Source organism: Spiractinospora alimapuensis (genome assembly GCF_018437505.1).
In the GTDB taxonomy this organism is placed as follows: Bacteria; Actinomycetota; Actinomycetes; order Streptosporangiales; family Streptosporangiaceae; genus Spiractinospora; species Spiractinospora alimapuensis.
Window position 1 is genome coordinate 5,588,408 of record NZ_CP072467.1, and the last position, 14,242, is coordinate 5,602,649.

The 14,242-nt window shown below is 63.9% G+C and carries 8 protein-coding genes and 3 rRNA genes; 6 read left to right on the forward strand and 5 right to left on the reverse strand.

The genetic code is table 11. The features are described 5' to 3' along the window. Positions 1–76: 76 nt before the first annotated feature. The 4 genes from tyrS to rrf all read left to right on the forward strand — a co-directional run bounded on the left by tyrS (position 77) and on the right by rrf (position 7,183). Positions 77–1,375: a tyrosine--tRNA ligase gene (tyrS, locus tag J4H86_RS25920; RefSeq protein WP_236540926.1), complete on the forward strand. Its 1,299-nt coding sequence runs from the start codon at positions 77–79 to the stop codon at positions 1,373–1,375. 614 nt (positions 1,376–1,989) lie between these two features. Beyond that, positions 1,990–3,528, forward strand: a 16S ribosomal RNA gene (locus J4H86_RS25925). A 311-nt stretch (positions 3,529–3,839) separates the two neighbouring features. Beyond that, positions 3,840–6,931: ribosomal RNA gene (locus J4H86_RS25930) — 23S ribosomal RNA — on the forward strand. Between the two features lie 135 nt (positions 6,932–7,066). After that, positions 7,067–7,183 (forward strand): 5S ribosomal RNA (gene rrf / locus J4H86_RS25935). Together the 16S, 23S and 5S rRNA genes form the textbook arrangement of a ribosomal RNA operon. Before the next feature lie 158 nt (positions 7,184–7,341). Here rrf and J4H86_RS25940 read toward each other — a convergent pair. From J4H86_RS25940 to J4H86_RS25960, 5 genes are read right to left on the reverse strand one after another with little or no spacing between them, the layout of a single operon-like run. Further along, positions 7,342–8,094 carry a LytR/AlgR family response regulator transcription factor gene (locus J4H86_RS25940; protein ID WP_236540927.1) on the reverse strand — a complete coding sequence of 251 codons (753 nt, stop codon included), beginning with the start codon at positions 8,092–8,094 and terminating at the stop codon, positions 7,342–7,344. 3 nt (positions 8,095–8,097) lie between these two features. Continuing rightward, entirely contained in the window at positions 8,098–9,390 is a 1,293-nt protein-coding gene (locus tag J4H86_RS25945) for a sensor histidine kinase (protein WP_236540928.1), read from the reverse strand. Continuing rightward, a complete protein-coding gene (locus tag J4H86_RS25950) occupies positions 9,387–11,075 on the reverse strand; it encodes a sodium/solute symporter (protein WP_236540929.1) in 1,689 nt (562 codons plus the stop codon). The genes J4H86_RS25945 and J4H86_RS25950 overlap by 4 nt, the downstream gene beginning before the upstream one ends. Beyond that, complete coding sequence (locus tag J4H86_RS25955) at positions 11,072–11,419, reverse strand: hypothetical protein (protein WP_236540930.1); 348 nt, start codon at positions 11,417–11,419, stop codon at positions 11,072–11,074. The genes J4H86_RS25950 and J4H86_RS25955 overlap by 4 nt, the downstream gene beginning before the upstream one ends. A 3-nt stretch (positions 11,420–11,422) precedes the next feature. After that, the gene (locus J4H86_RS25960; protein ID WP_236540931.1) at positions 11,423–11,839 is read right to left on the reverse strand and encodes a hypothetical protein; all 417 of its coding nucleotides are present in this window, start codon (positions 11,837–11,839) and stop codon (positions 11,423–11,425) included. A gap of 283 nt (positions 11,840–12,122) precedes the next feature. Here J4H86_RS25960 and J4H86_RS25965 point away from each other — a divergent pair, with 283 nt between their 5' ends. Both J4H86_RS25965 and J4H86_RS25970 read left to right on the forward strand, forming a co-directional pair. Next, entirely contained in the window at positions 12,123–12,500 is a 378-nt protein-coding gene (locus tag J4H86_RS25965; RefSeq protein ID WP_236540932.1) for a DUF4212 domain-containing protein, read from the forward strand. Further along, a complete protein-coding gene (locus J4H86_RS25970; protein WP_236540933.1) occupies positions 12,497–14,194 on the forward strand; it encodes a sodium:solute symporter family protein in 1,698 nt (565 codons plus the stop codon). Before J4H86_RS25965 ends, J4H86_RS25970 begins: the two co-directional genes overlap by 4 nt. Positions 14,195–14,242: the final 48 nt, after the last annotated feature.

The following is a 14,242-nucleotide window of genomic DNA, read 5'->3' on the forward strand; positions in this document are numbered from 1 at the left end:
GCCAGAAAATCGATGTCGTACTCGTGGGACTCGATAGCGTTAGAGGTCCAACGCAGGGACGAGAAGGAAGACGATCGTGGCCGACATCATCGAGGAACTCGAGTGGCGCGGACTCCTCGCGCAAACCACCGACATCGACGAGCTACGCAAGGCGCTCGCCGACGGCCCGATCACGCTCTATTGCGGCTTCGACCCGACGGCGGGGTCCCTGCACGTCGGTCACCTGATGCAGATCCTGACCCTGGCCCGTTTCCAGCGGTGCGGTCACCGTCCCATCGCGCTCGTCGGTGGCGGAACCGGACTGATCGGTGACCCGAAGCCCAGCTCCGAGCGATCCCTCAACTCCCCGGAGACGGTGCGGGGATGGGTCGGCGCCATCCGGGATCAGCTCGCGGCGTTCCTCCGCTTCGCGGATCCCGAGCAGCCGGCCGCCGCGAGCGACGCGGTCCTCGCCAACAACGCGGACTGGCTCACCGAGATGACCGCCCTGGAACTGATGCGGGACATCGGCAAGCACTTCAGCCTGAACCCGATGCTCCAGCGCGACACGGTTCGCACCCGGTTGGCAGGGTCGGGAATGAGCTACACCGAGTTCAGCTACGTGTTGCTGCAGTCCTACGACTACCTGGAGCTGTACCGACGTTATGGGTGCACGCTACAGACGGGCGGCAGCGACCAGTGGGGCAACATCACCTCGGGACTCGACCTGATCCGACGGATCGCGGGCAACGAGCCGCACGGCGCGGCACACGGTCTGACGACCAACCTGTTGACCAAGAGTGACGGCACCAAGTTCGGCAAGACCGAAGGAGGGACGATCTGGCTGGATCCCCACCTGACGAGTCCCTACGCCTTCTACCAGTTCTGGTTCAACACCGACGACAACGACGTCGTGGACTTCCTCCGCAAGTTCACCTTCCGTACGCGGGGGGAGATCGACGGCCTGGAGGAGGAGACGCGGGATCGTCCGGCTCGGCGTGCCGCGCAGCGCGCACTCGCGGAGGACATGACGCGCCTCGTCCACGGAGACGGTGAGTACTCGAAGGTCCGGGAGGCGAGTCAGGCGCTCTTCGGTCAGGGCGAGCTCGACCAGGTCGACGCCGCCACTCTGGACGCCGCGCTGCGGGAGGTGCCGCACACGACGGTGACGTCGTTCGCGGAGTGCCCCACCGTGGTGGACCTGTTCGCCCAGACTGAGCTCGCGGCCAGCAAATCAGCCGCGCGGCGCACCGTGCAGGAAGGCGGCGCGTACGTCAACAACGTCAAGGTGGGGGACGTGGACGCGAGGCCGGCGAACGAGGACCTGCTCCACGGCCGGTATCTGGTCCTTCGCCGCGGCAAGCGGAACGTGGCCGGAGTCGTGATCGGCACCTGACCGGGAGGCCCGGAGCCCCGTCCACACACGGGTTCCGGGCCGATTTGACGTCACCCCGGTCACGCCATAGAGTTACTCATCGCGCCACGGGGCGTGGGAGGCCAAGCCCCCGGACCGAACCGTGGAGCACTCTGCGAAGTTCACTCCCTGGATCACACGGTCTGGTTCTGCGGAACTGGGTCGAAGGACTCTGGGTGGGGGTTACACTAGTAACCACGGCGGGGAAAGCCAAGAGGTTTTCCGCCGGAGATTGGAAAATCCCAGGGGTTTTCACTCGGAATTCGCCGGTTTGCGGGGAATTCGGGGGGATGCTAAATTGGGGTTAACAAAGTGAAGAGAGCCGCTTCCACGCGAAGACGCTGAAGGTTCCCGGTTTCGGGGGTGTTTGGTTGTTGTGGGTGGTGGGTGGTTGTTTCTTGAGAACTCAACAGCGCGTACGTTTGTTCTTGTGCCTTTATGGTTTGCCCCTGTTTAGGGGTTCCTTTGATGAACAAGCCGAAACACAGTAACCGTTCTTCGGGATGGTTGGTGTGTTGTGGTTGATTTTGTCGGGAATTAGATTTCTCTAAAGGTTTACACCTACTGGCCGTTGGCTGGTTGGGTGTGTTTGGCCTTTGATGGAGAGTTTGATCCTGGCTCAGGACGAACGCTGGCGGCGTGCTTAACACATGCAAGTCGAACGCACCGCACCCTTTCGGGGGTGTTGGTGAGTGGCGAACGGGTGAGGAACACGTGAGTAACCTGCCCCTGACTTTGGGATAAGCCCGGGAAACTGGGTCTAATACCGAATGTTCACTCTTCTCCGCATGGTGGAGGGTGGAAAGGATTCGTCTGGTCGGGGATGGGCTCGCGGCCTATCAGCTTGTTGGTGGGGTGATGGCCTACCAAGGCGGTGACGGGTAGCCGGCCTGAGAGGGCGACCGGCCACACTGGGACTGAGACACGGCCCAGACTCCTGCGGGAGGCAGCAGTGGGGAATTTTGCGCAATGGGCGAAAGCCTGACGCAGCGACGCCGCGTGGGGGATGACGGCCTTCGGGTTGTAAACCTCTTTTCCTTTTGGCGTAGGCCACGGTTTCTGCCGTGGTTGACGGTAGGAGGGGAATAAGGACCGGCTAACTACGTGCCAGCAGCCGCGGTAATACGTAGGGTCCGAGCGTTGTCCGGAATTATTGGGCGTAAAGAGCTCGTAGGCGGCGTGTCACGTCTGCTGTGAAAGCCCGGAGCTTAACTCCGGGTGTGCAGTGGATACGGGCGTGCTTGAGGAAGGTAGGGGAGACTGGAATTCCTGGTGTAGCGGTGAAATGCGCAGATATCAGGAGGAACACCGGTGGCGAAGGCGGGTCTCTGGGCCTTTCCTGACGCTGAGGAGCGAAAGCGTGGGGAGCGAACAGGATTAGATACCCTGGTAGTCCACGCTGTAAACGTTGGGCGCTAGGTGTGGGACCTTTCCACGGGTTCTGTGCCGCAGCTAACGCATTAAGCGCCCCGCCTGGGGAGTACGGCCGCAAGGCTAAAACTCAAAGGAATTGACGGGGGCCCGCACAAGCGGCGGAGCATGTTGCTTAATTCGACGCAACGCGAAGAACCTTACCAAGGTTTGACATCGCCCTTATATCCACAGAGATGTGGTGCCCTTCGGGGGTGGGTGACAGGTGGTGCATGGCTGTCGTCAGCTCGTGTCGTGAGATGTTGGGTTAAGTCCCGCAACGAGCGCAACCCTTGTTCCATGTTGCCAGCACGTCATGGTGGGGACTCATGGGAGACTGCCGGGGTCAACTCGGAGGAAGGTGGGGATGACGTCAAGTCATCATGCCCCTTATGCCTTGGGCTGCAAACATGCTACAATGGCCGGTACAGCGGGGTGCGAAGCCGTGAGGTGGAGCGAATCCCGAAAAGCCGGTCTCGGTTCGGATCAGGGTCTGCAACTCGACCCTGTGAAGGTGGAGTCGCTAGTAATCGCGGATCAGCATTGCCGCGGTGAATACGTTCCCGGGCCTTGTACACACCGCCCGTCACGTCATGAAAGTTGGTAACACCCGAAGCGTGTGTCCCAACCCGTAAGGGAGGGAGCGCGCGAAGGTGGGACCGGCGATTGGGACGAAGTCGTAACAAGGTAGCCGTACCGGAAGGTGCGGCTGGATCACCTCCTTTCTAAGGAGCCTCAACCTTCAAGACAGGCTCGCAGTCACATCACACTCGCGTGATGTGCCGACCTGTCGGGTGGCTCGAAAGTGGACACACACCCGCGGGGGTGTGTGGGGTGTCAAGAACTTACGGTCCTCCATGGTCATGCTCTGCGGAGTGTGGGTGTGGGGGGCGCGCTGTTGGGCTCTGAAGAAGCCACTGCCCGTTTTGGGTGGGTTTCTTTCCGGGCTGTCTGCTGTTCACGGTTGTGGGTGGTGGGTGGTCGCGGGTGGGGTTTTGGTTTGTGGATAGTGTGCGCGAGTGTCTTGTTGTTGTGGTGGTCAAGTGAGTGTGGCATACGGTGGATGCCTTGGCACCAGGCGCCGATGAAGGACGTGGGAGGCCGCGATAGTCCACGGGGAGTTGTCAACCGGGCGTTGATCCGTGGGTGTCCGAATGGGGAAACCTGGCTCGAGTCATGTCGAGTCGCTGCCGTCTGAATGTATAGGGCGGTTGGTGGTGACGCGGGGAAGTGAAACATCTCAGTACCCGTAGGAAGAGAAAACAATACGTGATTCCCTGAGTAGTGGTGAGCGAAAGGGGATGGTGGCTAAACCATGCGCGTGTGATAGGCGGCGGCCGTTGCGTGTGTGGGGTTGTGGGAGCATGCTGGATCCTTCTGCCGGAGGGTCGCGTGTCATCGTGGGGTAGTCGAAGTCGTTGGGATGCGACGCCGGAGTGGGTGAGAGTCCCGTAGGCGAAGTTTCACGGTGGTGTGTGGGTGTGTTTCCCGAGTAGCGCGGGGCTCGAGGAATCCCGTGTGAATCTGGCAGGACCATCTGTCAAGCCTGAATACGTCCTGGTGACCGATAGTGGATTGAGTACCGTGAGGGAATGGTGAAAAGTGCCCCGGTGAGGGGTTGTGAAATAGTTCCTGAAACCGTGTGCTGTCAAGCCATCAGAGCCTGATGCTTTTGTGTTGGGTGATGGTGTGCCTTTTGAAGAATGAGCCTGCGAGTCATGCTGTGTGGCGAGGTTAACCCGTGTGGGGGAGCCGTAGCGAAAGCGAGTCTTAAATGGGCGTCTGAGTCGCGTGGTGTGGACCCGAAGCGGAGTGATCTACCCATGTCCAGGGTGAGGCGGCTGTAAGAGGTCGTGGAGGCCCGAACCCACCGGGGTTGAAAACCCGGGGGATGAGGTGTGGGTAGGGGTGAAAGGCCAATCAAACTCCGTGATAGCTGGTTCTCCCCGAAATGCATTTAGGTGCAGCGTTGTGTGGTTCTTGGCGTGTGGTAGAGCGACTGGTTGGTTGATGGGCCCGCGAGGGTTACTGATGTCAGCTAAACTCCGAATGCCGTCAAGTGGAGCATGGCAGTGAGACTGCGGGGGATAAGCTTCGTGGTCGAGAGGGAAACAGCCCAGATCTCCGGTTAAGGCCCCTAAGGGTGTGCTGAGTGGGTAAGGTTGTGGAGTTGCAGAGACAGCCAGGAGGTTGGCTTAGAAGCAGCCATCCTTGAAAGAGTGCGTAATAGCTCACTGGTCGAGTGGTTCTGCGCCGACGATGTAGCGGGGCTAAGCACACCGCCGAAACCGAGAAGCTAGCCTTTGTGGCTGGTTGGTAGGGGAGCGTCCTTCACGCGGTGAAGCATTGGTGTGAACCGGTGTGGAGTGTGGGGGAGTGAGAATGCAGGCATGAGTAGCGAAACCAACGTGAGAAACGTTGGCGCCGATTGACTAAGGGTTCCTGGGGCAGGTTAATCCGCCCAGGGTGAGTCGGGGCCTAAGGCGAGGCCGACAGGCGTAGTCGATGGATGACGGGTTGATATTCCCGTACCCGCATACACGCGCCCGATACTGAAACTCTTGATACTAACCATGGAATCGTGCTTCGCTCCCTTCGGGGGGTGTTGTTGTGGTTCTGTGGGACCTGAGGGGGGAGTAGGTAAGTGATGGGGTGACGCAGAGGGGTAGCTCTACCCGGCGATGGTTGTCCGGGGGTAAGCGTGTAGCCCGAGGCCTAGGTAAATCCGGGTCTCATAGGGGTGAGGCGTGATGCCGAGCCGTTGTGGTGAAGTGAGTGATCCCGTGCTGCCGAGAAAAGCCTCTAGCGAGTGTGTGTGCGGCCCGTACCCGAAACCGACGCAGGTGGTCAGGTTGAGTAGACCGAGGCGTTCGGGTGAACCATGGTTAAGGAACTCGGCAAATTGTCCCCGTAACTTCGGGAGAAGGGGAGCCCCGGCCGGTGATACGCCGTGCGTGTTGAGCTGGTGGGGGTCGCAGAGGCCAGGGAGAAGCGACTGTTTATTAAAAACACAGGTCCGTGCGAAGCCGTAAGGCGCGGTATACGGACTGACGCCTGCCCGGTGCCGGAACGTTAACAGGACTGGTTAACCCTTTGGGGTGAAGCTGGGAATGTAAGCGCCGGTAAACGGCGGTGGTAACTATAACCATCCTAAGGTAGCGAAATTCCTTGTCGGGTAAGTTCCGACCTGCACGAATGGCGTAACGACTTCTCCGCTGTCTCAACCATGGGCCCGGTGAAATTGCACTACGAGTAAAGATGCTCGTTTCGCGCAGCAGGACGGAAAGACCCCGGGACCTTCACTGCAGCTTGGTATTGGTGTTTGGGTGGGTTTGTGCAGGATAGGTGGGAGCCGGTGAAACCTTCACGCTAGTGGGGGTGGAGGCGTTGGTGAGATACCACTCTGATCTTCTTGGGCACCTCAACCTCGGTCCGTGATCCGGATCAGGGACAGTGCTTGGTGGGCAGTTTAACTGGGGCGGTTGCCTCCCAAACGGTAACGGAGGCGCCCAAAGGTTCCCTCGGCCTGGTTGGAAACCAGGTGGTGAGTGTAAGTGCTTAAGGGAGCTTGACTGTGACACTGACGGGTGGAGCAGGTGCGAAAGCAGGGACTAGTGATCCGGCACTCCCGTATGGAAGGGGTGTCGCTCAACGGCTAAAAGGTACCCCGGGGATAACAGGCTGATCTTCCCCAAGAGTCCGTATCGACGGGATGGTTTGGCACCTCGATGTCGGCTCGTCGCATCCTGGGGCTGAAGCGGGTCCCAAGGGTTGGGCTGTTCGCCCATTAAAGCGGCACGCGAGCTGGGTTTAGAACGTCGTGAGACAGTTCGGTCCCTATCCGCTGCGCGCGTTGGAGACTTGACAGGAGCTGTCCCTAGTACGAGAGGACCGGGATGGACGAACCTCTGGTGTGCCAGTTGTCCCGCCAGGGGCATGGCTGGTTGGCTACGTTCGGAACGGATAACCGCTGAAAGCATCTAAGCGGGAAGCCGTCCTGGAGATGAGGTCTCCCACCACCATCGAGTGGGTAAGGCCCCCTAGAGACCATGGGGTTGACAGGCCAGACGTGGAAGCCCAGCAATGGGTGGAGCTGACTGGTGCTGATAGGCCGAGGGCTTGCCCACCACAACACACTGGACACTCGCGCACACACAAACACACACCCCCCCGAGGGTCCCCACACACACAAACACGTGTGCACGGGACACCCCGGAGGGAACACCCCACAACAGGGGTGTGTGACCGCGAACCACACGAACGTGCGGTGGTGACAGCGGAAGGGAAACACCCGGACCCATTCCGAACCCGGCAGTTAAGCCTTCCAGCGCCGATGGTACTACCCCCACGCCGGGGCGGGAGAGTAGGACACCGCCGCACAACACCACACGATTTGAGGCCCTGCCGATCCAGAACACCTGGACCGACAGGGCCTCAAACGCATACCCACACAACCCCCGTTGATCTTGCTGTGCGCGGCACCGTCAACACCACACCTCCCGACGACAACAAGACCAACAACTGTCATCGCCCGGCTCTCAGAGGCCGAGCACCCGCCGTAGTTCCCGTGCCTGGCGACGCGACACCTCCACCCGGCTGCGCCGATCGTCGTTCATGACGAGCTGCAGGGTCCCGCGGAAGTCGGGCGCCAACTCGCTGACGTAGTCCAGGTTGACGAGGTAGGAACGGTGCGCCCGGAAGAAGTGGTGGCCGCGCAGCCGTCGCTCCAGCTCGTTGAGCGAGAAGCTCACGAGGACCCGCCCGTCGATGAGCTGAAGATAGGAGTAGCCGCGGGCCGCCCCCGCGTAGATGATGGACGACTCGCTGACCAGGACGGTCCGGTCGCCCTTCTGTACGGGGATGCGGTGCGGGGCCTCGCCGGGCTCCGGCGACCGGTGTTGCGGCGCGCTCGGTGTCGCCTCCTCCGGTGCGGGAGCGAGCGCCCGGTCCAACGCCCGGGCCAGCCGTTCGGCGTCGAACGGCTTCACGAGATAGTCCGCGGCGTCGAGGTCGAAGGCTTCGACGGCGTGATCGGGGAAGGCCGTGGTGAAGATGACCTTCGGCGGATCGCTGCGCCCGCGCAGTGTGCGCGCGATGTCCAGCCCGGTACCGCCGGGCATGCGGATGTCCAGCAGCACGAGGTCGTAGTCGAGAGAGGCCAGGAGGAGCAACGCCTCCTCGGCGTTGGACGCTTCGCCGACGACCTGAACGCGGTCGAACCGGCCGAGAAGAAACCGTAGGTCCGCCCGCGCCGGAGCCTCGTCATCGACGATGAGGCAGCGGGCGCGCATGGTTCAACCCAATGGAATCCGCAGATCGACGACTGTTCCACCGTTTTCGGTGGATTGTATGTCCAGACGATATCGCTCCCCATACAGAGATGCCAGGCGTCCGGCGATATTGCGAAGCCCCATTCCGTCGGCCTCGCCGTGCTCTCCGTTCGAGATGAGAGCGAGCTGGTCGGCGGGGATCCCCACACCGTCGTCGGTGACGCGGATCGACGTGGTGCGGGTGAGCGGGTCCACCCGGGCCTTGAGGGTGACGGTCCCTCCTTCCACCTTGCCCGCGAGCCCGTGCTTGATGGCGTTCTCCACGACGGGCTGGATGATGAGGACCGGGACGTGCGCGGTCAGGACCTGGGGATCGATGTCGTAGCGCACCCGGACCCGGTCCCCGTACCTGGCCTGTTCCAGCGCCACGTAGGTGCGGACGAAGAAGTACTCCTGTCCGAACTCCGCGAAGTGCCCGTCCTGGCGCACGGCGTAGCGGAAGAAGTCCGACAACCGGACGAGGAGCTGCCGGGTCTCCTCGGCGTCGGTGTGGGCCTTGGACGCGATCGTGTTCAGGGTGTTGAAGAGGAAGTGCGGGTTGATCTGCGCCCGAAGCGCGTCCAACTTCGCGTCGACCGCGAGACGTTGCTGCCGATTGAGTGCCGCGAGCTCGAGGTGCAAGGAGAGGATTCCCGCGAGTCCCTCGACGACACCGCGGGGGGTGAGGGTCTCGTCCCGCCGGTACACCTGCAGAGTGCCGACCACCTCGGTGCCGTCGGTCAGCGAGGCGATGACCGCGGTATGCAGTGGACAGTCGTTCTTCGCGCAGCCGAGGTCCGAGCGTCGGCGGACCAGCGCCGTCTTGCCTCCACCCAGCACGCGGCTGGCCGCGGTGATCTGAGTGGAGGGACCCGACCCGTGGTGGTCGGCTCCAGGGCCGACGAACGCCAGTACTCGCTCCCGGTCGGTGATGGCCACGGAGTCGCCCCCGAGTAGGGGCTGGAGAAGCTGTGCCGTGCGGCGTGCGCCGTCGGTGGTCAGCCCGGAACGCAGCGGCATCGACCGACCGACCGCCGCGATCGTCGTACCGTGTCTGCCCTGTTGCTGGACGGTCAGCGGAAGACGATGGGATCCGGTGCTCCGAGGGCCACGGAGAGCGGACGGGTACCCCATGACGAGAGCGATGGTGATGCCGACCCCGATCGCCACCGTGGTTCCTGGGCCCAGCGGTGGCTCGCTCACCCGCTGGGTCACCAGGTAGACGATCGCCCACGCGACGGCGATGACGCCGGCGAGCGGCAGGCTACCGCTGCTCATGAGCGGTCCCGTGAGCGTCGGGCGATCCCGGCCAGCGTGAGCTGCGCGATGCGGACCGCGCGCCGGTCCCGTGCCGTTCCGTGCATGCGGGTCCAGATCCGCGCGATGTCCTCCGGTGGGCGGGTCAGCAACGAGACCACGACCGTGACGAGCGTCGCGGCCGGTGCGGCGACGATGGTGGGGGTGAGGAGGAGTTCGCTGTAACTCGTGTCCCCGACAAGAACGCCTCCCGTGCACATGGCGATGGCGATGACCGCGCCGGTGATCATCCCGGCGGTTCCGCCCGCCCCGGTGGTCCGGCGCCACCAGATGGCCAGGACGAAGACCGGGGTGAGCGCCGAACCGGCCAGCACGAACGCCCAGGTGACCATCGTCGCGATGATCGACGGGAAGACGCCGGCCAAGGAGTCGGGCGGGATCACCAGGGCCAGGGCCGCGGAGAGAGCGGCGACCAGCGCCACCGAGGCGCGCCCCACCCAGAGGGCTTCGCGCTGGGTGGCCTTGGGGTTGATGTGGCGTTCGTAGACGTCGTGTCCCCATGAGGCAGCCGACGCCAGCAGTAGTCCGGCGATCGTGGACAGCACCGCGATGAGCGCTCCCACGGCGATCAGGCCGAGCCCGGCTCGGCCACCGAAGATTTCCCCCAGGGCGAGGAGGGCGTGCTCGGGGATCCGCAGCACCCCGTCGGTGGTGATCGACCGGAGCCAGGCCGTCTTGTCGGCCTCCTCCAGGACGACCCAGCGGGCCGCGGTGCCGAGCATGACCGCCAGGGTGTAGTAGACGCCCGCCATCCCGAGAACCCAGACCGTGGTCATCCGGGCCGCAGTGCCGGTGGGGCTGGTGAAGTAGCGGTTCATGATGTGCGGGAGTCCGGCGGTTCCCATCGCGAGGGAGAACATCAGGGCGAGTTGTCCGAGCTGGCTGTACTGGCCGCCGGGCTCACCGAAGAACGCGAAGGAGTCGGAGTCCAACCGGTTGGTGACGTTCTCCAGCCGCCACTCGCCGTCGACGAGTTCGGGATTGGCCAGCGGCTCCGCCGACAACGCCGCGGTGGCACCCGCGTAGTCGAACCCGGCGGCGACGACCATGGCGGCCAACCACAGGAAGATCGCGAGGAGGAGCAGGAACTGCACCGCCTGGGTCCACGTCGTTCCCCGCATACCGCCGAGCGAGACCATCAGGGTGATGGCTGTGGTGGACACGAGCACACCGGTGGCATAAGGGGACACGCCGGCGATGCCGTAGCCGACGAACAGTTCCCAGGTGATTCCGCTGGCTACCGCCTGGGGGACCAGGTAGGCGAGGATCACGAGCTGGACCACTGCCACCGAACTGAGGCGGACCGTGCTGGACCCGAGTCGACGGCTCAGGAAGTCGGGGATCGAGAACTCCCCGAAGCGGCGCAAGGGGGCCGCGATGAACAGCAGCACCGGGACGAACCCCGCGGCGAACCCGGCCGCGTACCACATGCCGTCGAGGCCGGAGGCGTAGACGGCGGCCGCCACACCGAGGAACGACGCGGCGGAGAAGTAGTCGCCGCAGATCGCGCAGGCGTTGGTGACGACCCCCACCCGCCGCCCAGCCAGGTAGAACTCGAAGGTCGACGCGCGCCGTGGCCGGATCAGTACGGCGACCGAACCGACGGTCACCAGCAGAACCACGAGCAGGAGAATGCTCGCGGTCATCGGGGTGGCGCTCGGTCAGGAGGTGGGGACTCGCGGCTCGGGCCGCCGAGCATGCGTCCCTCGACCGCGTTGGACAGGGTCGCCGCGGCGAGGCAGATGCCGAAGAAGAACACGTAGAGCCCGAACGCCGCCATGGCGAACATCGGGCTCATCCCACCGACGAGGCGTCCCTGGGACCACCAGCCGAGCAGCCCGGCCAGGACGGGGACCGTGACGACGACGCCGACGAACACCACCACGTGTCCCACGGCGACGCGCCGTAGGGTCCGGAACGCCGCGTCCACCTCGGCCGGGGTGTCATGCTCGTCGAGCGGGTCGGGGGGAAAACGGGAGGAGGAGTCCACGACTCAGGTCGCGGTACGGATCCGCCGTGCGGCCCTGAGGAGGAGAACCACACCCCCCGCGACGAGGACCATCCCGATACCCGGCAGCGCCTTGCCCCAACTGTCTGTGGCGGCGCTGAGCTGTATGAGGTGGACGCACTGCCATCCCACGAGTATTCCGCTGACCGCCGCGGGAACGAGAGCGTGGACCAGCGCGAGGGTCCGGTACGGCAGCAGCCCCCCGGCGATCGCGATCACGCCGGCGCACAGCACCCACAACCCGGGCCCTCCCATCCCCGAATGGTTACCCAGTGGTGTGAGAACCCAGGGAAGGAACGCGCCCAGCGACAGCAGACCACCGCCGAGGAACATCCCGATACTGCCTTGGTGGAGCACCCGCCGGGTCGGCGACGCGGCGGCGGAGGCATGGAGGGACGACATGGCGGCATCCTAACCGTTCACCTCGGCGGTGTTGGGGGACAGCCAGCGGGCGGTTCCACCGTCGTCCTGAACGGTTCGATCCGGCTGTTGAACGGCCAGGGAGTGTGATTTGTGCCATTCGCCGGGTTCTGTTGACCGTTGGCGGGACAAATCGGCCGTTCGCCGCGATCGCACTTGTGTGAGGGGATCCACATGCGCTGGTCTCGTGATCACCGGAGTGGCCGGTACGGGGGTCCACCGGTCGACAGGAGTCAGAGTCTCTGCGCAGTGAGGAGCGGTGATCGTGACCGATACGGAACGAGAAAGCCTGGGCCCCCCGGGCGGTGACTGGCGGAGGGAGTACTGGCGCAGCAACCTCCGACTGATGGTCGTCCTGCTCGTCATCTGGTTCACCGTGTCGTTCGGCTTTGGCATCCTCCTGGTCGAACAGCTCAACCAGGTGACCTTCCTCGGTTTCCCGCTGGGGTTCTGGTTCGCCCAGCAGGGATCCATCTACGTGTTCGTGGTGCTCATCCTGGTGTACGCGATGATGATGGACCGCCTGGACAAGAGGTTCGGCGTCGAGGAGCGCACCGAGGACACCGTCTTCGATCCCGGCGAGGACGAGACCGGGGTTGACCCCGAAACCGGTGGATCCACCGACAAGGGGGCCGCGGAATGAGCGACATCCAACTGTGGACCACCATCGCCATCGTCGCCTCCTTCGGCTTGTACATGGTGATCGCCTGGCGGAGCCGGGTGAAGGAGACCGAGGGCTTCTACGTCGCCGGGCAGGGGATCCCGACGGTCGCCAACGGCGCCGCGATCGGAGCGGACTGGATGTCCGCCGCGTCGTTCATCTCCATGGCGGGACTCATCGCCTTCATGGGCTACGACGGCACCGTGTACCTCATGGGGTGGACGGGTGGCTACGTCCTGCTGGCCCTCCTCCTGGCGCCCTATCTGCGTAAGTGGGGCAAGTTCACCGTGCCGGAGTTCGTGGGGGACCGGTACTCCGAGCTGGTGCGGACCATCGCCGCCGTCGCCGCGATCATGATCTCCTTCACCTACGTGGTGGGGCAGATGAACGGTGGCGGTATCGTCTTCAGCCGGTTCCTCGGCATCGACATCATCTACGGCGTGGCGATCGCGTCAGTGATCATCTTCGTCTACGCGGTGCTCGGCGGAATGAAGAGCATCACCTGGACGCAGGTGGCGCAGTACACGGTGCTCATCATCGCCTACCTGATCCCCGCGTTCGCGGTCGCGCAGGTCATCACCGGGATCCCCGTCCCCCAGGTGACCTTCGGCCAGGTCCTGAGTGAGCTCAACGACCTCTCCGTGCAGCTCGGCCTGGGTGTCTACACCGACCCCTTCACCACGCGACCGATGATCGACGTCTTCCTGATGACCATGGCCCTGATGATCGGCACCGCGGGGCTGCCGCACGTGATCATCCGGTTCTACACCACGAAGACCGTGCGCGGTTCGCGCTACTCGGCCTTCTGGGCCCTGCTGTTCATCGCCCTGCTGTACACCACCGCTCCGGCGGTGGGCGCGTTCACCAAGTTCAACATGCTGGAGGGCGTGAACGGGACGTCGGTCGACGCGCTGCCGTCGTGGATCGAGAACTGGGCCACGACCGGACTCGTCACGGTCAGTGAGACCGCCGATGTCATCAACTCGGTGAGCAACGATCCCGCGGCCGGTGCGGACCTCACCGTCAACAACGACATCCTGGTCCTGGCCTCACCCGAGATCGCCAGCCTCCCGGCGCCCGTGGTCGGACTGGTGGCGGCAGGTGGCATGGCCGCGGCGATGTCCACCGCGGCGGGTCTGCTGCTCGTCATCTCGTCCTCGGTCTCCCACGACCTCTACTTCCGCGGTTTCCGCAAGAACGCGGGGGACTCCGAGCGGCTGCTCGTGGGCCGGATCGCCATGGGCGGCGCGATCGTGGTCGCCATGTTCGCGGGAATGAACCCCCCGGCCTTCGTGGCCGAGGTCGTCGCCTTCGCCTTCGGTATGGCGGCGGCGAGCTTCTTCCCCGCCCTGGTGCTGGGGATCTTCTGGAAACGCTGCAACGCCTATGGTGCGGCGAGCGGCATGATCGCGGGCCTCACCCTGACCGTGGGCTACATGCTCTACACACTGGAGCTCTTCGGAACCGAGGCCAACGACCACATCTTCGGGATCAGCCCGGAGGGCATCGGAGCAGTCGGCGCCGCGGTCAACATCGTCGTCGCCGTCGTGGTGTCGTTGCTGACACCACCACCCTCGAAACGGATCTCCAGCATGGTGGAGGGAATCCGTTACCCAGCGGCCCGCCGCCGAACGCCGGCGGGTTCGGGGGAGCAGTCCGGAACCCCAGACGAGTGATCACTCCCCTGACGCCCTCCGTGCCCTCCGGCACGGAGGGCGGTTCCC

Bases quoted from the DNA above. Each gene is read 5' to 3' on its own strand.
- J4H86_RS25950 (WP_236540929.1), bottom strand. From the start codon at position 11,075: ATGACCGCGAGCATTCTCCTGCTCGTGGTTCTGCTGGTGACCGTCGGT.
- J4H86_RS25960 (WP_236540931.1), bottom strand. From the start codon at position 11,839: ATGTCGTCCCTCCATGCCTCCGCCGCCGCGTCGCCGACCCGGCGGGTG.
- J4H86_RS25945 (WP_236540928.1), bottom strand. From the start codon at position 9,390: ATGAGCAGCGGTAGCCTGCCGCTCGCCGGCGTCATCGCCGTCGCGTGG.
- J4H86_RS25940 (WP_236540927.1), bottom strand. From the start codon at position 8,094: ATGCGCGCCCGCTGCCTCATCGTCGATGACGAGGCTCCGGCGCGGGCG.
- J4H86_RS25970 (WP_236540933.1), top strand. From the start codon at position 12,497: ATGAGCGACATCCAACTGTGGACCACCATCGCCATCGTCGCCTCCTTC.